The sequence below is a fragment of the Pseudomonas sp. ADPe genome, assembly GCF_014843515.1.
GTDB classification, from domain to species: domain Bacteria; phylum Pseudomonadota; class Gammaproteobacteria; order Pseudomonadales; family Pseudomonadaceae; genus Pseudomonas; species Pseudomonas citronellolis.
The window spans coordinates 1,991,429-2,009,496 of record NZ_CP062122.1 but is presented as its reverse complement, the minus strand read 5'-3'; the positions used below and the strand labels follow the sequence as shown (position 1 = coordinate 2,009,496).

Genomic DNA, 18,068 nt, shown 5'->3' with positions numbered 1-18,068 from the left:
TGATTGCAGGACGTTTCCCCTCGCGGGGGATTTAGCGCGGCCCTGCGCGGTTCAGGACGCCAGGTGCAGGTGGTTGTCCCAGAACGCCGGCGGCAGTTGCAGCGCCTCGGCGGCGATCTTCTCGCCGCGGCAGTCGTAGAGGCGGCAGCGGCCCTGGCCGGAGGTGACCACGAAGCCGTCCTTCACCGCGCCGACGCCGGCGCAGTCGGGCAGCGGCGCGTCCAGGCGCAGGGCGCCGCTGTCCAGGTCCCAGATGAAGAAGCGGTTGCCGCGCGGCGCGGTCAGGGCCACCAGGCGCAGTTCGTCGTGCACCGCCACGCTGGCGGTGTACTGGACCATGGCCTGGCGCTGTTCCTCGCCCAGCGGGAAAGGCTGGAAGGGCTGGCCGGGGCGCTTGATGGCGAGCAGGTCGGCGGCCTCGTGGGCGTCGCCCATGAACTGCTGGCAGGCGACGATGGTGCCGTCGGCGGCGATGGCCAGGTGGCGCACGCTGTTCATCTGCTGGGGCAGGGTTTCCTTGGAGACCAGCGAGCCGTCGCGGCGCATCAGCACCAGGCTCGGTTCCATGGCGTCGAGGTTCATCTCCACCCGGCTTTCGGCTTCGGTGCGGATGCCGCCGTTGGCCACCACCAGGGTTTCGCCGTCGGGCAGCCAGGCCACTTCGTGGGGGCCCAGGCCATGGGTCGGTACTTCACCGGCGTGCGCCAGCTTCTCGCCGTCGAAGCGGTAGATGCCGAGCAGGCCGCGGCCGGGGTCGGTGGTGTCGTTCTCGGTGGCGTAGAGCCACTCGCCGTCCTTGTGCCACACGCCGTGGCCGTAGAAGTGGCGGTCCGGCTGCGAGTCCAGTGTCTGCAGCAGGCGGCCGTCCTCCAGGCTCACCAGGTAGCTCTGGCGCCCCGGGCGGCGGGCCACGAACAGCGCCAGCGGCAGCGTCGGGTGCTGGACGATGGCGTGGCAGCGCAGGCCCACCTCGGTGGCGAACGCGCAGCTGCCGTCCAGGCGGTAGCCCACCGCGTAGTGCTTGCCATCCGCGTCGTCGCGGGCGGACAGCAGCAGGGGCTCCTTGCCCTTGCGCGACAGCGTCCAGCCACCGAAGGAGAGGGCGCCGAGCAGCAGGCTGCCCAGGCCGATCACGTGACGTCGCAGCATGGCGTTCACCTCTTTCACTTCATTCATCCCTGATCCGGCGAGCTAGAGCCAGGCCAGGCGGAGAGACACGGCGAATGCGGAGTTCGCATCTGCGAATTCGACGTGTCTGTCCAACGACGCATGGCCGACGCTCGACTGGTCAGTCGCCGTCGTTGGCGTTGAAGCCCAGTTGCACGTTCAGCGCCTTGGCCAGTTCGCCCTCGTGCAGGCGGTGGACCACGTTCAGGCTGTCGTACAGCTCGTTGAGCTGCTTGACGCCGGCATCGTCCTTGAGCAGTTCGCCCAGGGGCTGCTTGAGCGCGGCGAACTTGCCGTGGACGTCGGCGTAGGCGGCGTCGATCTTGCCGGCCAGGTCCTTCTGCTCGCTCGGCAGCAGGGCGCGCAGGCCCTTGCCGTCGGTGCCTTTCCACAGCGCCTCGGCGCCATTCAGGCTCGACTCCAGGCTGGCCAGGGAGATGTCGCTGCGCCAGTTCTCGGCCTGGAACGGCTGCGGGATGCCCTTGCTCTGGCGGCCCAGCGGGGTGCCGAGCTTCTTCTTCAGCATGTCCAGGGCGGTGACCTGCACGCGCATCATCTCGGCGATGGCCTCGTGGGCGTCGGCGTAGCGCTCGTTGGGGAACTTGCTCATCTGCGCGAGCATGCCGTTGTCGGCCTTCCAGCGCGTCAGGATGTCCTGGGCCAGGGCCTGCTGGTGTTCGCCGATGGCTTCCAGCAGCGGGCAGTAGCGCGCGCGGGTGGCGGCGTCGGCCAGGTCGATCCTGGCGTCGAAAAGGATGTATTCGTAGGCGGTCAGGCCCTGCACCACCACGCTGGACTTGGCCAGGGTGGCGGGGGTGATCTGCGCGTCGCCGTTGAGCAGTTGCTCGACCTGGCGCGCCACCAGGTTCTTCTTGTCCGGGTAGAACTGCACCTGCCAGGCGCGGTTGCCCTCGGCCAGCGGGCCGATCAGCAGCGGCTGCAGCTCGGCCCAGGCCTTCTGCGCGGCGACGAAATCGGCGCGAGCCTTGGCCAGCTCTTCCTTGCCCTGGCAGAAGGCCAGGGCGCTGGCGGCCAGGGCGCGGTCGGCGTCGACCCAGCGGCTGTAGGCCGGCAGGATCACCTGCTGGGCCAGCGCGGCGCTGGTGGTCGCCTGCGGGTCCTGCGGCGAGCAGGCGCCCAGGGCGATGGCGAGGCTGGTGAGCAGTAGTCGGGGGCGGAACATGTTCGGCTCCTTAGAGTGAATTCAGGAAGTCCAGCAGGGCGCTGCGCTGCGCGGCGTCGAAGGCCAGTACCCGCTGCCTGGCCGCCTCGGCCTCGCCGCCGTGCCAGAGCACGGCTTCCAGCAGGTTGCGCGCGCGCCCGTCGTGGAGGAACTGGGTATGGCCGTTGACCACCTCGGTCAGGCCTATGCCCCACAGCGGCGGGGTGCGCCAGTCGCGTCCGCTGGCGAGAAATTCCGGGCGATTGTCCGCGAGTCCCTCGCCCATGTCATGTAGTAGAAGGTCGCTGTAGGGGCGGATTACCTGGTTGGCCAGCTCCGGCTCGGCGGCGTCGGGCCCGGTGGTGAACTTCGGGGTGTGGCAGCCGGCGCAGCCGGCCTGGTGGAACAGCGCCTTGCCGGCCAGCACCTGCGGGTCGTCGACCTTGCGCCGCGCCGGCACCGCCAGGTTGCGTGCGTAGAAGGCGACCTGGTCGAAGATGCGCTGGCTGACCTCGGGCTTGCCGCCGTCGACGGCCTGGCGGCAGGCGGTCTGGGCTTCGGTGCAGTCGTCGCCGGGCAGCAGGGGGCTGGTCAGGCCCATGTCGCCGGAGAAGGCGTGGGCGTTCTGCTGCGCCACGTCGGGCTGCCCGGCCTTCCAGCCGAAGCGGCCGAGCACGGTCTGCTGGCGGGCGTCGTCCCAGACGCGGTTGGCGCGGCCGCGGATGCCGTCGCCGTTGCGGTCCTCGGCGTCGGCATTGGCCAGGATCGCCGCTTCGGGGATGGCCTCCAGCAGGCCCAGGCCGATCATCGGCGGGGCGACGCGGGCGGAGAACTGGGTGTCCGGGTGCATGGGGCCGTAGCCCAGGTTGGTGAGGCGCAGGATGGGCTTGCGCAACTCGACCTCGGTGCCGTCCTTGAAGCTTACCTTCACCGGCTCGTAGTCCATGCGCACCCGCGCCTCGGGGGCCACGCCGGGAATCGCCGAGTCCTGCAGCTGGCCGCCGTAGACCGGCTCGGGCACCACGCCCAGGCGCTTGAGCGTGCGTGCGTCCTCGGCGCCGGCGGGAATCGACAGGCGCACCAGCATGGACACCGCGTTGATGTCCTTGGGTCCCGGCGGATGGCCGCGGCCGTCCTTGATGTGGCAGTTCTGGCAGGCGTTGGTGTTGTACAGCGGCCCCAGGCCGTCGCGCGCGGTGGTGGTGGTGGGCGCGATCACCCAGGGGTTGCGGAAGAAGCTGTTGCCCACGCTGAAGTCCAGGCGGCGGCTGGGCGTGAGGTTGCCCGAGGGCATGGAGTAGGCGTTGCGGTCGGCCTGGTAGACGGTGGCGCCGCCGCCGGACAGGGCCTCGCCCGGTTCGGCCACCGCCTTGGGCTCTTCGCGACCGCAGCCGGCGAGGGCCAGGGTGGCGAGCAGGGCGGCGAGGGCGGCGGTTGGACGGCGGTACATCGAGGCGATCCAGGCTGAAAAACGGGCGGGCCATCTTAGCAGTTGGGCAAATGCAAATATGAAAAATTTGTATTCGCTATTGCCGTGTGGCCCGGATGAAACGCCAAGGCCCCGGTTCGCGGGGCCTTGGCTTAGCCAGTGCGCTGCGGCCGGTTGCCGCAGCGCGGGCGTCGATCAGAACTGGTGATCGGCGTTGTCCGGCTTCAGGTCCTGGATGCCCAGGGCGGCGGCGGCCTTCTCGATGGCACCGGTCTGCTTGACCAGGGAAGCGATGGCGTCGCTGATGATCTTGTGGTCGGCTTCGTCGGCCGGGGCGATCATCTGGTCGAAGTGCACCCCATCCTTCTCGGCGCGGTCGACGATGGCCTGCATCTTGGCCTGGGTGGCGTCGAGGTCGGCCTTCAGGTCGGTGTTGGCCTGGGCATCGGCCTTGGCCACCAGGTCGGCCACGCTCGGGCCCTTGACCAGGCTGCCGTCCACGCGCTTGTACTCGCCCAGGTAGATGTTGCGGATGCCTTCGGCATTGAAGTACAGGGTGTGGTGGGTGTTGTCGCTGAAGCAGTCGTGCTCGTCTTCGGTGGAGTTGGCTTCCAGGGCCACCTTCATGCGCTCGCCGGCCAGCTCGCCCAGGGACAGGCTGCCCATGCCGAAGAAGATCTTGCGCAGGTTGGCGCCGGCGCCGTCGGCTTCCAGCTTGGCGCGGTAGTTGTCGGCGACGCCGGCCTTCCAGTTGCCGACCATTTCTTCCAGCTGGGCCACCAGCAGGTCGGTGACGGCCTTCAGGTAGGCCGCGCGACGGTCGCAGTGACCGTTGGTGCAGTCCTTGCCCTGGACGTAGTCGGTGTAGGGGCGGTTGCCGGCGCCGGGCTTGGTGCCGTTGAGGTCCTGGCCCCAGAGGAGGAACTCGATGGCGTGGTAGCCGGTGGCGACGTTGGCTTCGGAACCGGCCACTTCGTTCAGGCTGGCCAGCTTCTCGCCGGTGATTTCCTTGACGTCGATCTTGTCTTCGCCGACCTGGATCTCGGTGTTGGCGACGATGTTGGCGCTGGCGGCCGGGTTGCCCTCGGCGTGCTGGTAGTCCTTGGCGACGTAGTCGATCAGGCCTTCGTCCAGCGGCCAGGCGTTGACCGCGCCTTCCCAGTCGTCGACGACCTTGTTGCCGAAGCGGAAGGCTTCGCTCTGCGAGTAGGGCACGCGCGCGGCCAGCCAGGCCTCGCGGGCGGCCTTGAGGGTTTCTTCGCTGGGCTTGGCGAGGAAGGCGTCGACGGCCTTCTGCAGGGCCTGGGCGGTAGTCAGGGAGTCGCTGAAGACGGCCTCCGCCATGTCCGCGTAGTTCTTCACCACGGCCTTGACCGCGGCCTCGTCGACCTTGGCGGCGGCCGGGGCGGCGCTCTGGGTGCTGGCGGCCGGGGTGGCTGCCTGGCTGGCCGGGGCGGAAGCTTCTTTCTTGTCGTCGCCGCAGCCGGCGAGGGAGATGGCGATGGCCAGCAGGCTGGCGGTGGCCCAGGGCATACGAGTCATGGCGGGTTCCTTAGCATGAGGGTGGCGCAAAAAGGTGTGCGCAACGAAAGCGGCAACATAATGCGAAAGATTTGCATTTTTGAAAAGGCCGCGCTTGCGATTTGCCAGCAGCCTTCACTGCGGGGGGATCAGCGGCGTTCGATGCTGGAGCTGCCGGCGGCCTCGGCCAGGCGCCGCGCCTGCTTCAGATAGAGGGTCAGCTCGCGCGCCGGCAGCGGCTTGCTGTACAGGTAGCCCTGCCCCTCGTGGCAGCCCTGGTCGATGATGTAGGCCTCCTGCTCGAGGGTCTCCACGCCCTCGGCGATGACCTGCATGCCCAGGCTCTTGCCCAGCTGGATGATGGCCCGGACGATGGTGGCGTCGTCGTCGTCCTGCAGCAGGTCCTGGACGAAGCTCTTGTCGATCTTGATCTTGTCCAGCGGCAGGCTCTTCAGGTAGCTGAGCGAGGAGTAGCCGGTGCCGAAGTCGTCGATGGCGATCAGCGCGCCGGCGCGGCGCAGGCTGAGCAGGTGCTGGGCGGCGGTGGAGATGTCTTCCATCAGGCCGGTCTCGGTGACTTCCAGCTCCAGCGAGCGCGGCGGCAGGCGGTGGATCTGCAACAGGTTGCTGACCACCCTGGGCAGGGCGTTGTGGCGCAGCTGCACGGTGGACAGGTTGACCGCCAGGCGCAGGTCGTCGAAGCCCTGGTCGTGCCATTCGCGCAGTTGCTTGCAGGACTGGTCGAGCACCCATTCGCCGATGGAGAAGATGCTGCCGTTCTGTTCGGCCAGGGGGATGAACAGGTCCGGCGCGACCCAGCCCTGGGTCGGGTGCTGCCAGCGCAGCAGGGCCTCGACGCCGACCACGCGGTGGTCGCGGTAGTCCACCTGCGGCTGGTAGACGATGTGCAGTTCGTTGCGCGACAGCGCCTCGCGCAGGTCCTTCTCCAGCTCGCGGCGGCGGCGCATCTCGCTGTCGACGCTGGCGATGTAGAACTGGTAGCGGTTGCGCGAGCGGGTCTTGGCCAGGGTCATGGTCTGCTCGGCCTTCTGCAGCAGCTTCTCGGTGCTCTCGCCATCCTCGGGGTAGAGGGTGATGCCGATGGTGGCGCGCAGTTGCACCGGCTGCTCGTCGAGCTGGAAGGGCAGCTCCAGGTCGTCGAGGATCTGCTGGGCCAGTTCCGCCGCCTCGTAGGGCTGCTCGATGTCGGCCTGGACCAGGGCGAACTGGTCGCCGCCCAGGCGCGCCAGGGCGCCGAGCTGGGCGCTGTGGCCGCGCAGGCGGTCGGCCAGGGCGATCAGCAGCTGGTCGCCGAACTGGTAGCCGTGCTGTTCGTTGATGCCCTTGAAGTCGTCCAGGCCCAGGCACAGCACCGCCACGCGGCGTTCCTCGCGGCCGGCGTCGGCGAGGATTTGGTCCAGGCGCTGCTGCAGCAGCTTGCGGTTGGGCAGGCCGGTGAGGAAATCATACTGGGAGATGCGCAGCAGGCTGTTCTCCGCCTCGCGGCGCAGGTGGCCGTTTCGCTCGATGGATTCCAGCAGCTGGTTGGCGGTGTTGATCCACAGCCCCAGTTCGTTGTGCTCGTGGCCGGCCAGCATCGGCAGCTTGTGCTCGCCGGGGCGGTCGGGGTTGATGCTGGTGAGGTGGTCGATGATGCGCCACAACGGCTTGGTCAGCAGCCAGTGGTAGACCAGGAACAGCACCAGGCCCATGGCCAGGGCGCGGAGGATGCCGGAGAGGAAGATGATCACCGAGGTGACCACGAAGTCCTGGCCGTAGGGCGCGGTGTCCAGGGTGATCTTCAGGTCGCCGTAGTATTCGCCGGGCTCGCCGCGGCCGACCAGGCGGATGGAATAGTGCTGCTCGGGGCCGAGGATGGGGTCGGTGAGCCAGCGGGTGGGGGAGTCCAGCAGCGGGCGGGATTTCTCCGCCAGCATGGGCTCGTCGGGGTGGCCGATGGCGGCGTAGCGCACCGCTTCATGCTGGAACAGGCCTTCGAGCACCTGCATGGCCATGTCGCGGTCCAGGCTGTACACCGCCTGGGTGGACGGGTCGCGGACCATGGCGAGGATCCGCTGGGCATCGTTGTGCACCGCCTGCCGCGCCTTGTGGGCGTCGAAGACGATCTGCGCGCAACTCAGGACGACACCCACCACCAGCGCCGCGAGCAATACGACGCGCAGCAGCTTGAGGGAGAGCCTGTGCCGGGGGTCCAGTTTCAAGGGTGCTTTCCTTGTTCATCGCCATCCGGCGAAAGACAGGTCTGAGTATTGGCAAACGGAGCTTTGACGTCAAAGGGCCATCACCCTTTTTCCGACCAAATCCGACTCTCAGGTTAGCCGAGCCTTGTCCTTCTGGCGCGCAGAAAGCAGAAACCCGGCTTCAGGCCGGGTTTCCGCGGAGCAACCGAGGGTATCAGGCAGCGAAGTTCTTCGCCACGTAGTCCCAGTTGACCAGGTTCCAGAAGGCTTCGACGTACTTCGGACGCAGGTTGCGGTAGTCGATGTAGTAGGCGTGTTCCCACACGTCGCAGGTCAGCAGCGGGGTGTCGCCGCTGGTCAGCGGGTTGCCGGCGCCGATGGTGCTGGCCAGGGCCAGGGAGCCGTCGGCCTTCTTCACCAGCCAGGCCCAGCCGGAGCCGAAGGTGCCGATGGCGGTCTTGGTGAACTCTTCCTTGAACTTGTCGAAGGAACCGAAGGCGGCGTTGATGGCATCGGCCAGGGCGCCGGTGGGCTGGCCACCGCCGTTGGGAGCCAGGCATTCCCAGTAGAAGGTGTGGTTCCACACCTGGGCGGCGTTGTTGAAGATGCCGCCCGAAGAGGTCTTGACGATGTCTTCCAGGCTCTTGCCTTCGAACTCGGTGCCCGGGATCAGGTTGTTCAGGTTCACGACGTAGGCGTTGTGGTGCTTGTCGTGGTGGTATTCGAGGGTTTCCGCGGAAATGTGCGGCTCAAGGGCGTTCTTGGCGTAAGGCAGCGGCGGCAATTCGAAAGCCATGGTGTTTCTCCTATTTCCTCAGGTCAGGGCTAGCGCGGCGAACGCGCGACCGGTACACGGGGCCGGTTCGTGATTGTCGCGGCATCCGTACGTAGCGCCCCTGCTCCGCAGAGCGAGGCGCGCGTCGGGTGCGTCCAGCAGGCCTGGCAGGCTGGCGCCGCGAACCTCGGATCATAGCACCCGCCCCCCGGCATATCCACGCAGCAACTGTAGGGGCAAAGGCCCATCACTGCGCGGCGCAGGGCATTCGCCGCGATTCGCCATAGCTGACTGTGATGACCGTTCGACGTTCGATTTTTCGTCCCGCCGGCATTCAGCTGGCCAGCACCAGTTGGCTGGCCATGCCGAGCATCATCACCGCCACCATCAGGTCGACCAGGCGCCAGGTGGCCGGGCGCGCCAGCCAGGGCGCGAGCCAGGCGGCGCCCAGGGCCAGGGTGAAGAACCACAGCAGCGAGGCGCTGGCCGCGCCCATGGCGTATGCGCCGGGGGCGGCCTGCTGGGCGCCGAGGGAGCCGATCAGCAGCACGGTGTCCAGGTACACGTGGGGGTTGAGCAGGGTCACCGCCAGCGCCGCCATCAGCACCGCGCGGCGCGAGCGCGGGCCGGTCTGCCCGGCGTCGGCCATGGCCTGCGGGGCGATGGCGCGGCGCAGCGCCTTGGCGCCGTACCAGGTCAGGAAGATCACCCCGCCCCAACGGGCCACGGCCAGCAGCGTCGGGTTCTCTGCCAGCACCTTGGCCAGGCCGAACACCCCGGCGCTGACCAGCACGGCGTCGCACAGCACGCAGAGCGCGGCCACCGACAGGTGATGCTCGCGGCGCAGGCTCTGGGCCAGGACGAAGGCGTTCTGCGCACCGATGGCAATGATCAGGCCGGCGGCCACCAGCAGGCCGTTGAGGTAGCTCTGCCACATGTTCAGGCTCTCCCTTGGCAGTTGGAGCACTGGCGGGGCAGCGAGGAAACGGAGAGGGTCAGGCCAGGCATGGTCGGGCTCCGGTGGGCGGGTTCGAGGGGGAATGCCTGGCGAGTCTGGGGCTTGTGCCTGTATAAGGAAAACGAATCCTGTTGATGGCTCATTAGGAAAACTGATGTTCGACTACAAGTTGCTGGCCGCCCTGGCGGCGGTGGTGGAGCAGGGCGGCTTCGAACGCGGCGCCCAGGCCTTGGGCCTGTCGCAGTCGGCGATCTCGCAGCGCATCAAGCTGCTTGAGGCGCGCGTCGGTCAGCCGGTGCTGGTGCGCGCGGCGCGGCCGCAGCCCACCGAGCTGGGTCGCCGCCTGCTCAACCACGTGCAGCAGGTGCGCCTGCTGGAGGGCGACCTGCAGCAGTGGGTGCCGGCGCTGGACGAGGGCGGCTCGCCCGAGCGCCTGCGCCTGGCGCTCAATGCCGACAGCCTGGCGACCTGGTGGGCCGCTGCCATCGGTGATTTCTGCGCCGAGCGCCGGGTGCTGCTGGACCTGGTGGTGGAAGACCAGGAAGTGGGCCTCAAGCGCATGCGCGCCGGCGAGGTGGCCGGCTGCCTGTGCGCCAGCCCGCGGCCGGTGGCGGGCGCGCGCAGCGAGCCGCTGGGAGCGATGCGCTACCGCGGCCTGGCCAGCCCGGCGTTCGTCGCCCGGCATTTCCCCGAGGGCGTGCGCGTCGAGGCCCTGGCGCGGGCGCCGGCGATCGTCTACGGCCCGGATGACCAGTTGCAGCACCGCTACCTTGCCGACCTCGGCGTGGACGGCACCTTCATCTACCACCTGTGCCCCTCGTCCGAGGGCTTCGTGCGCATGACCTGCGGCGGCCTGGGCTGGGGCCTGGTGCCGGAGCAGCAGGTGCAGGGCGAACTGGCCCGCGGCGAGCTGGTGGAACTGTTGCCGGGCCAGGTCATCGACGTGCCGCTGTACTGGCACCACTGGCGCAACGGCGGCGAGCTGCTCGCCGCGCTGACCGCCCACCTGCTGCGCCGGGCCGCCGCCAGCCTGGTGCCGATCAGCCGCGGATGACGATGCGCCCGCTGCCCGGCAGGGCCTCCACGCAGCGCGGGCCGAACAGCTGCGAGGGCGTGAAGTAGCCGCCGGGGCCGTCGTGGCCGAGCAGGTGGCGCACGGCCAGGAGCACGCCGTGTACGGTGACGTCGTAGCCGTTGGCGGTCTCCAGGCGCGCGGTGCGCCGCTCGCCGCGGCCGTTGCGCACCTCGCCCCAGACCCAGGTGCGCAACCGGCTGCGGGCCTGCTCGTCGGGGCCCTTCACGCGCTGCTGCACCTGGCGCTTGAGCCAATGCTGGACGCCGTCGCGGCCGAGCAGCGGGCGCAGTGGGTCGATCAGGCGCATGCCCAGGGCCGCCAGCGGCGGCGCCGGCAGGTACACCTCGATGTTGGGGATGCCGGTGCTGTAGAAGGCGGTGGCGACGTCGCCCCAGGGAATGCTCACGGCATGCTTGAGGCCGCGGCCGAAGTCGATGTCGCGGCGCTTGTAGCCCAGCGGCACCTCCACCAGGCGGCCGTCGCGGCGCACCTTGCCGCCCAGCTTCAGGCCTTCCACCGTGGTCGCGGCGGTGCCCGGCGAGAGCCCGCTGCCGGTGTCGAAGCCCAGCGCCAGCTGGGTGGCGTCGGGCAAGGCCTCGGCCAGGCAGGCGGCGACGCAGTCGGTGGGGATGACGTCGAAGCCGACGCCGGGGCAGACCACGCAGCCGGCGGTGCGGGCACGCTCGTCCAGGCCGTGGGCGTGTTCGAAGACGCCGATCTCGCCGGTGATGTCGACGTAGTGCGTGGCATTGGCCAGGCACGCCTCCAGCAGCGGCGCTGCGGTGGCGGAGAAGGGCCCGGCGCAGTTGGCCAGCACGGCGACGTCGGCCAGGGCCGCGCCCGCGCCCTCGGCGCCGAATACCCGGCACTCCAGGCCCAGCACGCTGCCCAGCGCCTGCACGGCGGCGGGATCGCGCCCGCCCAGCAGCGGGCTCAGGCCCTGGCGTCGGGCCTCCTCGGCCACCAGGCGGCCGGTATAGCCGTTGGCGCCGTAGATCATCCAGTAGGGCTTGCTCATTCGGGGCCTCGCACAGGGAACAGGGAAGGATCGCCGTGGTTCTAACCGGCCTCGACGCCGGCTGTCACCCGGCCGCGAGTCGGGCGGCTCGCAAGGACGCCGTTCTGGCGTGCGCGGCCAGCGTGGCCGGGCGGGTGGCCTGCTAGAGTCGGCAGACAACAACTATAGAGGTGCGTGCATGAAGATTCTGGTCACCGGCGCCAGCGGGTTCATCGGCGGGCGTTTCGCCCGCTTCGCCCTGGAACAGGGCCTGGCGGTGCGCGTCAACGGCCGCCGCGCCGAGGCCCTGGAGCCGCTGGTGCGGCGGGGCGCGGAGTTCATGCCGGGCGACCTGGCGGACGCGGCCCTGGTGCGGCGCCTGTGCGAGGGCGTCGATGCGGTGGTGCACTGCGCCGGCGCGGTGGGCGTGTGGGGCCCCTACGAACACTTCCACCAGGCCAACGTGGTGATGACCGAGAGCGTGGTCGAGGCTTGCCTGAAACAGGGCGTGCGGCGCCTGGTGCACCTGTCCTCGCCGTCGATCTACTTCGACGGCCGCGCCCACGTCGGCCTGAACGAGGACCAGGTGCCGACGCGCTTCGCCAACCACTACGGCGCCACCAAGTACCAGTCGGAGAAGGTCGCCCTGGGCGCCGCCGAGTTCGGCCTGGAGGTGCTGGCGCTGCGCCCGCGCTTCGTCACCGGCGCCGGCGACACCAGCATCTTCCCGCGGATGATCGCGGCGCAGCGCAAGGGCAAGCTGAAGATCATCGGCAAGGGTCTGAACAAGGTCGACTTCACCAGCATCCAGAACCTCAACGACGCCCTTTTCAGCGCCTTGCTGGTCACCGGCACCGCGCTGGGCCAGGCCTACAACATCAGCAACGGCCAGCCGGTGCCGCTGTGGGACGTGGTCAACTACGTGATGCGCCGCCTCGACCTGCCGCCGGTGACCGCGCACATGCCCTATCCCCTGGCCTGGTCGGTGGCGGCGCTGAACGAGGGTCTCTGCTACCTGCGCCCGGGCCGCCCCGAGCCGGTGCTCACGCGCATGGGCATGGCGGTGCTGGCCAAGGACTTCAGCCTGGATATCAGCCGCGCCCGCCAGTTCCTCGGCTACGAGCCGCGCGCCAGCCTGTGGGACGCGGTGGACGAGTTCTGCGACTGGTGGAAAGCCAGCGGGCTCTGAAGCATCCGTCGCGGCTTTCGTAGGATGGGTAGAGCGCAGCGAAACCCATCGCCCGGGGTCTTGCTGCACCCGACCCCGCCGTCACCCGCGCAACGGCCCCGAGTAATGCCGCTGCCCGGACTCGCTGGGCAGGAAGCTCGGCTCCTGCACCACCCGCGGCAGGCGCACGCCGCTCAGCTCGCTGAGGCGCTGGCCCAGCTCGCGGGTGTCGTCCCGGCTGGAGCCCTCGCAGGCGCGCAGCATGAGCGCGATGGCATCGGCTTGCTGGAACCGGATGTCCAGCGCCTGTTCCTCGCGCAGACGGCGGCGCAGTTCGCGCATGCAGTCCAGGATGGCCTTGTTGAATTCGATCACCCAACTCCCTCCCCCGCAGTGGGCGCCAGGGCGGCGCCGGTGCGGAGGCGGAGCAAGGCATATGCCATACTGTCGCCTTGCCACTATTTCCGCGGCCTGGCGGGAACCCCGGCCGCGCCGGCGTGGTCTCTGCCAGGGCCCGCACGCGCCGCCGCGGTGCGCCGCGCCCCCCGATGGCGCGCTGTCCAAGCCGCCGGCGCGAACGGATATACTGCGCCCTGCGCAGGCGCCATGCCGCTTTTCCCCCACAGGTTTCCTTCATGCGTAACGACAGTTTCGACGACTTCGACGATGTGCCCAGCCTGACCACCGACGCCGCCGACCGCGACGAGTTCGGCCACCATCCGCGCCGCGTCTACGAGCCCGGTGGCCAGCGCCTGGCGCCCCAGCCCAAGGGCGGCGCCAGCACCGGGCCGCTGTGGGCGCTGGTGGCGGCCATGGCCATCGCCCTCGGGGGCCTGGCCTGGTGGAGCCACCAGCAGCTGGCGCTGATGGAGCACCAGCTGATCGCCACCCAGGAAAGCTTCGCCAAGATCAGCGAGGAAGCCGCCGGCCGCCTCGACGACATCCGCGGCAAGTTCGTCCAGAACGAGTCCTCGGTGACCAGCGAGCGCGAGCAGCTCAAGCTGCAGGTCAAGCAGCTGCAGGGCCGGCTCGCCGACCAGGCGCGCCAGCAGCAGGACTCGCTGTCGCAGATAGACGGCCAGCAGGCCAAGCGCCTCGACCAACTGAGCAACGAACTCAAGGCCCAGCAGGACAGCGCCGCGCAGCTGATCGCCCAGCTCGACGGCAAGATCAAGTCGCTGGCCGACGAACAGGCCAAGGTGAAGAGCCTGCAGGGCGACCTGGCCACCGCCAACGCGCAGATCCAGAACCTGAGCGCCGACATCGCGGCACTGAAGAAGCGCGGCGACCAGAGCCAGTCGATCAAGAGCATCCAGGACGACCTGCTGATCCTGCGCAGCGAAGTCGAGGGCAAGCAGGGCCAGCAGGGCGGCAGCACCGCCGAATTCGACGCCTTCCGCGCCCAGGTCACGCGCAACATCAACGCGCTGCAGGCGCAGGTGCAGAACCTCCAACAGCAGCTGACCAATCGCTGAGCGCCCGTGTAGGAGCGGGCCCTGCCCGCGATTCGCGCGCAGGGCGCGCTCCTACATGGTTTGTAACGGTATTCACCGGTGGCTTTCGTGCTTTGGGTTGGCTCCGTTCCCTCTCCCTGAAGGGAGAGGGAACCGTTCGGAGCGCTTGGATGGAGTCAGCCGGCTAGCACAGAGATTACCGGTTAAAGCCAGGCCCCCTCTCGGCACGGTCTAGCCCCCTCTCCCTTCAGGGAGAGGGCTGGGGAGAGGGGCTCTAGGCTCTTAACCCTCAACCGAAGCGATACCCCATCACCCACCACCGCATGGGTTTCGCAGGCTCAACCCATCCTACGAAAAGCGCGCCGGCGCAGTTGGCAACATATCCGCCGCAAACGAAAAGGGCGCCTCCAGGAGGCGCCCTTTTCTTCATGCCCTGTCCTTACAGCCGCGGGTAGTCCAGATAGCCGACCGGCCCCTTGGCGTAGAAGGTCTCCGAATGCGCTTCGTTCAGCGGCGCGTCCTTGGCCAGGCGCTCCACCAGGTCCGGGTTGGCGATGAAGGGGATGCCGAAGGCCACTGCATCCGCCTTGCCGCTGGCCAGCCAGGCGTTGGCGCTGGCCTTGGTGAAGCGCTCGTTGGCGATGTAGGGGCCGCCGAAGATTTCCTTCAGTTTCGGGCCGATGCTGTCGGGGCCTTCCTTCTCGCGGGTGCAGATGAAGGCGATGCCGCGCTTGCCCAGTTCGCGGGCCACGTAGCCGAAGGTCGCCAGCGGATCGGCGTCGCCCATGTCGTGGGAGTCCATGCGCGGCGCCAGGTGCACGCCGACGCGGCCGGCGCCCCACACCTCGATGGCGGCGTCGGTGACTTCCAGCAGCAGGCGCGCGCGGTTCTCGATGGAGCCGCCGTACTGGTCGGTGCGCTGGTTGGTGCTGCTCTGCAGGAACTGGTCGAGCAGGTAGCCGTTGGCGCCGTGGATCTCCACGCCGTCGAAGCCGGCGGCCTTGGCGTTCTCGGCGCCCTGGCGGTAGGCCTCGACGATGTCGGCGATCTCTTCGGTCTCCAGCGCGCGCGGGGTGACGAACTCTTTGATCGGACGCACCAGGCTGACGTGCCCGGCCGGCTTGATGGCGCTGGGCGCCACCGGCGTTTCGCCGTTCAGGTACAGCGGGTCGGAGATGCGGCCGACGTGCCACAGCTGCAGCATGATGCGCCCGCCGTTGGCGTGCACGGCCTTGGTCACGTTGCTCCAGCCGCGCACCTGGTCGTCGGACCAGATGCCGGGGGTGTCGGGGTAGCCGACGCCCATGGGCGTCACCGAGGTGGCTTCGCTGAGGATCAGGCCGGCGCCGGCGCGCTGGGTGTAGTACTCGGCCATCAGCGCGTTGGGCACTCGGCCCTCGTCGGCGCGGCAGCGGGTCAGCGGGGCCATGATGATGCGGTTCGGCAGTTGCAGGTCGCCGAGGGTGATCGGGTCGAAGAGCGTGGTCATTGCTGCGGTGCTCCGTTACGGGATGTTCGGTGGATGTTCGGTAGATGCACGGTGGGTTCAGTCCAGGACGGGTTGCGCCTGGTTGGGCTTGCCGCTGAAGGCGATCATCACCGCGATCAGCGCCAGTACTGCGAGCAGGGCGCCGGCCAGGGGCACGCGGGTCAGCCCCAGGCCGTGGTCGATGACGCTGCCGCCGACCCAGGCGCCGATGGCGTTGCCGACGTTGAAGGCGCCGATGTTCAGGGTGGCGACGAGATTCGGCGCGCTCTGGCCGACGCGCACCACGTTAACCTGCAGGGCCGGCACGGCGGCGAAGGCGGCCGCGGCCCAGACGAACAGAGTGATCTCGGCCGGCAGCAGCGCGTGGCTGGTCCAGCTCAGCGCCGCGGAAACCACGGCCATGGTGGCGAACACCCCGGCCAGGGTGGTGCCCAGGCGCCAGTCGGCGAGGCGGCCGCCGAGGATGTTGCCGAAGGTCAGGCCCAGGCCGATCAGCACCAGGGTCCAGGTCACGCCGCGCGGCGACACCTGGGTGACTTCGCCGAGCAGCGGCGCGACGTAGGTGAACAGGGCGAACACCGCGGCGGAGAACAGCACTGTTGTGGCCAGCGCCAGCCACAGCTGGCCGCTGCGCAGGGCCGCGGCTTCCTGGCGCAGGTCCACGGCCTCTTCGTCGTGCCCGGCGGGCAGGATGCGCCACAGGCCGATGAGCGCGAACACGCCGATCACCGTCACCACCCAGAAGGTCGAGCGCCAGCCGGCGACCTGGCCCAGCGCGGTGCCCAGGGGCACGCCGAGCACGTTGGCGAGGGTCAGTCCGGTGAACATCAGCGCCACGGCGGAAGCCCGGCGATTGGCCGGCACCAGGCCGGCGGCGACCACCGAACCGATGCCGAAGAAGGCGCCATGGCAGAGCGCGGTGACGATCCGCGCCAGCATCAGCATGCCGTAGCTGGCGGCGACGGCGCAGAGGAAGTTGCCGAGGATGAAGATGCCCATGAGCATCAGCAGCGCGCGCTTGCGCGGCAGCTTGGCGGTGAGCAGCGCCATGATGGGCGCGCCGATGGCCACGCCGAAGGCATAGCCGCTGACCAGCCAGCCGGCGCTGGGGATGGACACCGCGAGGTCGCCGGCCACGTCCGGCAGCAGCCCCATGATGACGAATTCCGTGGTGCCGATGGCGAACGCGGACAAAGCGAGGACGAGAAGCGGAAGGGGCATGCGCCTGCTCCTGAAAAAAGTGGGACGTTCTAGGCAGATCGCTGCGACTACAGCGCTTCGCTCAAGTGGCGAACAAAGGCCGCGATGGTGTCTTCATTGCGTTTGAAGAAGTGCCACTGGCCGATTTTCCGACTGGTCACCAATCCGGCGCGCTGGAGGGTGGCCAGATGCGCCGACACGGTGGATTGCGACAACCCGGTGCGCTGGTCGAACTTCCCGGCGCAGACGCCGATGGCGAAAGGCTGGTGCTCCTGCTCGTCGAAATAGCGCTCCGGCTCCTTCAGCCAGCGCAGCATGTCGCGCCGCACGGGGTGGGCCAGGGCCTTGAAGATCTCGTCGAGGTTCAGTGCTTCGCTCATCGCTGCCTTTGTGTGTATCGCTTGGGAACGAACTATATATCGGTGAAAAGCGATATGAATTCGTTTGGGTCGATGATGATGATCGATGGGGTTGATAGTAGGTGGGTGGTGGGAGAGAGGGGATGTCACTAGGCCGATTGGCGTGGGGCCGGCCAAGGGGCTGGGGAGATCGTGGGCAGAAGGGGATGGGGGCTAATTCTTCTGGGTAGTCAGCCCTCGGGTGAGAATCTAGATGCTTTATATATAGCTTCTATGGTTTAAAGGAATGTTTCTTGCGCTTGCACTAAAAGCTAATGTGTTTAGCTTGACTAACTAATGTGATGTTTTCTCGCTTTCTTTTGCGATGCAGCTGTTTTTAGTGGTTTCGAATGACTGTGTTCCTCTTTCGATACTAAAAGACTCTACATTTTATGTTGTTGGCGCTAAGGTTTGGACGAGGGGGCTACATGCTTTCTCGTCTCTCCTTTCTAGTTTCTACTGTTTGTCGTGGGAGATGGTGTCAAAGTAGTTATCAGTTTCTTCTGCAATGCGTTCTAGTCTTTGTAGGCTCTCGGGGTAGAAGTCATTACATTGCAATATGGCAAGATTTTCATTCTTCATCGTTCGCCGCAATGTCATGCATACTAATATTACTCCATCTGATCCATTAGGTGCCTGGTATATAACTGTCTGCATATCTGATACGCTCCAGTTTGGAATTTTCACTTGTTCTCTAGCACTTAAGGGCGACTCAGCAACTGATACGCTCTCATCATCGATTGGTAGTTTTAGTATGTTGCTATAGTTTTTTGCATTCTTTTCAGGTTTTATAGCTTTTTCAAATTTATTCTGATTGGTGCTGGCTATTATTGCTGTGGGTAGTTTGTCTAGTTCAGTTGCATAGGGTGAGTTATCTTTAAGTGTCAATTTTTTCGTGTTTAAATCTCCATCTGTTAGAGTCTCGATTAGGTATTGATCAGTGCTGAATGGTGAGGGTTTATGTTTGTCTTGATCAGCAGTGACAGTATTCACAGAGAATGAATAGAAGAAACCTAGAATATAAAGAGTGGGGTTGTGCTTTTTCATATGGTTTTTCTATATGGCTAGGTAAGG

Annotated in this window: 16 protein-coding genes; 3 read left to right on the top strand and 13 right to left on the bottom strand. The window is 67.3% G+C overall.

The window, feature by feature from the left end; genetic code table 11:
- Positions 1–51 precede the first annotated feature (51 nt).
- From IG194_RS09100 to IG194_RS09070, 7 genes are all read right to left on the bottom strand, one after another.
- Positions 52–1,149, bottom strand: a complete 1,098-nt coding sequence (locus IG194_RS09100) for a DUF1513 domain-containing protein (RefSeq protein WP_043314058.1) — start codon at positions 1,147–1,149, stop codon at positions 52–54.
- A 139-nt stretch (positions 1,150–1,288) separates the two neighbouring features.
- Positions 1,289–2,350: an imelysin family protein gene (locus IG194_RS09095; RefSeq protein ID WP_009615871.1), complete on the bottom strand. Its 1,062-nt coding sequence runs from the start codon at positions 2,348–2,350 to the stop codon at positions 1,289–1,291.
- A gap of 10 nt (positions 2,351–2,360) precedes the next feature.
- Positions 2,361–3,779, bottom strand: a complete 1,419-nt coding sequence (locus tag IG194_RS09090; protein WP_058487495.1) for a di-heme oxidoredictase family protein — start codon at positions 3,777–3,779, stop codon at positions 2,361–2,363.
- A 174-nt stretch (positions 3,780–3,953) separates the two neighbouring features.
- Positions 3,954–5,300, bottom strand: a complete 1,347-nt coding sequence (locus IG194_RS09085; RefSeq protein ID WP_058487494.1) for an imelysin family protein — start codon at positions 5,298–5,300, stop codon at positions 3,954–3,956.
- Between the two features lie 128 nt (positions 5,301–5,428).
- Complete coding sequence (locus IG194_RS09080) at positions 5,429–7,501, bottom strand: putative bifunctional diguanylate cyclase/phosphodiesterase (protein ID WP_043314055.1); 2,073 nt, start codon at positions 7,499–7,501, stop codon at positions 5,429–5,431.
- Between the two features lie 193 nt (positions 7,502–7,694).
- Positions 7,695–8,276, bottom strand: a complete 582-nt coding sequence (gene sodB / locus IG194_RS09075) for a superoxide dismutase [Fe] (RefSeq protein ID WP_058487493.1) — start codon at positions 8,274–8,276, stop codon at positions 7,695–7,697.
- Between the two features lie 313 nt (positions 8,277–8,589).
- Complete coding sequence (locus tag IG194_RS09070) at positions 8,590–9,192, bottom strand: LysE/ArgO family amino acid transporter (protein ID WP_058487492.1); 603 nt, start codon at positions 9,190–9,192, stop codon at positions 8,590–8,592.
- Between the two features lie 175 nt (positions 9,193–9,367).
- Between IG194_RS09070 and IG194_RS09065 the strand changes: the two genes are divergently transcribed.
- On the top strand, positions 9,368–10,267 hold the full coding sequence (locus IG194_RS09065) for a LysR family transcriptional regulator ArgP (protein WP_009615882.1): 900 nt from the start codon (positions 9,368–9,370) through the stop codon (positions 10,265–10,267).
- Here IG194_RS09065 and IG194_RS09060 read toward each other — a convergent pair.
- Positions 10,254–11,306: a saccharopine dehydrogenase family protein gene (locus IG194_RS09060; protein WP_058487491.1), complete on the bottom strand. Its 1,053-nt coding sequence runs from the start codon at positions 11,304–11,306 to the stop codon at positions 10,254–10,256. The genes IG194_RS09065 and IG194_RS09060 overlap by 14 nt on opposite strands.
- 178 nt (positions 11,307–11,484) lie before the next feature.
- Between IG194_RS09060 and IG194_RS09055 the strand changes: the two genes are divergently transcribed.
- Positions 11,485–12,474 (top strand): NAD-dependent epimerase/dehydratase family protein, encoded by a 990-nt coding sequence (locus tag IG194_RS09055; RefSeq protein WP_043314051.1) that lies wholly within the window; start codon positions 11,485–11,487, stop codon positions 12,472–12,474.
- Positions 12,475–12,555: 81 nt separating this feature from the next.
- On the opposite strand, the gene IG194_RS09050 is transcribed toward IG194_RS09055, so the two are convergent.
- Positions 12,556–12,825 (bottom strand): hypothetical protein, encoded by a 270-nt coding sequence (locus IG194_RS09050; RefSeq protein WP_024128440.1) that lies wholly within the window; start codon positions 12,823–12,825, stop codon positions 12,556–12,558.
- A gap of 263 nt (positions 12,826–13,088) precedes the next feature.
- On the opposite strand from IG194_RS09050, the gene IG194_RS09045 reads away from it, so the two are divergent.
- The gene (locus IG194_RS09045; protein ID WP_058070297.1) at positions 13,089–13,928 is read left to right on the top strand and encodes a hypothetical protein; all 840 of its coding nucleotides are present in this window, start codon (positions 13,089–13,091) and stop codon (positions 13,926–13,928) included.
- Between the two features lie 418 nt (positions 13,929–14,346).
- Here IG194_RS09045 and IG194_RS09040 read toward each other — a convergent pair whose 3' ends face one another.
- From IG194_RS09040 to IG194_RS09025, 4 genes are all read right to left on the bottom strand, one after another.
- Positions 14,347–15,396 (bottom strand): alkene reductase, encoded by a 1,050-nt coding sequence (locus IG194_RS09040; protein ID WP_058487490.1) that lies wholly within the window; start codon positions 15,394–15,396, stop codon positions 14,347–14,349.
- Between the two features lie 57 nt (positions 15,397–15,453).
- Positions 15,454–16,617: an MFS transporter gene (locus IG194_RS09035; protein WP_058487489.1), complete on the bottom strand. Its 1,164-nt coding sequence runs from the start codon at positions 16,615–16,617 to the stop codon at positions 15,454–15,456.
- A gap of 47 nt (positions 16,618–16,664) precedes the next feature.
- Positions 16,665–16,976, bottom strand: a complete 312-nt coding sequence (locus IG194_RS09030) for an ArsR/SmtB family transcription factor (protein WP_043273253.1) — start codon at positions 16,974–16,976, stop codon at positions 16,665–16,667.
- Positions 16,977–17,450: 474 nt separating this feature from the next.
- On the bottom strand, positions 17,451–18,041 hold the full coding sequence (locus tag IG194_RS09025; protein ID WP_141679694.1) for a hypothetical protein: 591 nt from the start codon (positions 18,039–18,041) through the stop codon (positions 17,451–17,453).
- Between the last annotated feature and the right edge of the window lie 27 nt (positions 18,042–18,068).

Excerpts from the sequence above, each read along its gene's own strand:
- IG194_RS09100 (WP_043314058.1), bottom strand. The coding sequence starts at position 1,149 with ATGCTGCGACGTCACGTGATCGGCCTGGGCAGCCTGCTGCTCGGCGCC.
- IG194_RS09095 (WP_009615871.1), bottom strand. The coding sequence starts at position 2,350 with ATGTTCCGCCCCCGACTACTGCTCACCAGCCTCGCCATCGCCCTGGGC.
- IG194_RS09090 (WP_058487495.1), bottom strand. The coding sequence starts at position 3,779 with ATGTACCGCCGTCCAACCGCCGCCCTCGCCGCCCTGCTCGCCACCCTG.
- IG194_RS09085 (WP_058487494.1), bottom strand. The coding sequence starts at position 5,300 with ATGACTCGTATGCCCTGGGCCACCGCCAGCCTGCTGGCCATCGCCATC.
- sodB (WP_058487493.1), bottom strand. The coding sequence starts at position 8,276 with ATGGCTTTCGAATTGCCGCCGCTGCCTTACGCCAAGAACGCCCTTGAG.
- IG194_RS09070 (WP_058487492.1), bottom strand. The coding sequence starts at position 9,192 with ATGTGGCAGAGCTACCTCAACGGCCTGCTGGTGGCCGCCGGCCTGATC.
- IG194_RS09065 (WP_009615882.1), top strand. The coding sequence starts at position 9,368 with ATGTTCGACTACAAGTTGCTGGCCGCCCTGGCGGCGGTGGTGGAGCAG.
- IG194_RS09060 (WP_058487491.1), bottom strand. The coding sequence starts at position 11,306 with ATGAGCAAGCCCTACTGGATGATCTACGGCGCCAACGGCTATACCGGC.
- IG194_RS09055 (WP_043314051.1), top strand. The coding sequence starts at position 11,485 with ATGAAGATTCTGGTCACCGGCGCCAGCGGGTTCATCGGCGGGCGTTTC.
- IG194_RS09045 (WP_058070297.1), top strand. The coding sequence starts at position 13,089 with ATGCGTAACGACAGTTTCGACGACTTCGACGATGTGCCCAGCCTGACC.
- IG194_RS09040 (WP_058487490.1), bottom strand. The coding sequence starts at position 15,396 with ATGACCACGCTCTTCGACCCGATCACCCTCGGCGACCTGCAACTGCCG.
- IG194_RS09035 (WP_058487489.1), bottom strand. The coding sequence starts at position 16,617 with ATGCCCCTTCCGCTTCTCGTCCTCGCTTTGTCCGCGTTCGCCATCGGC.
- IG194_RS09030 (WP_043273253.1), bottom strand. The coding sequence starts at position 16,976 with ATGAGCGAAGCACTGAACCTCGACGAGATCTTCAAGGCCCTGGCCCAC.
- IG194_RS09025 (WP_141679694.1), bottom strand. The coding sequence starts at position 18,041 with ATGAAAAAGCACAACCCCACTCTTTATATTCTAGGTTTCTTCTATTCA.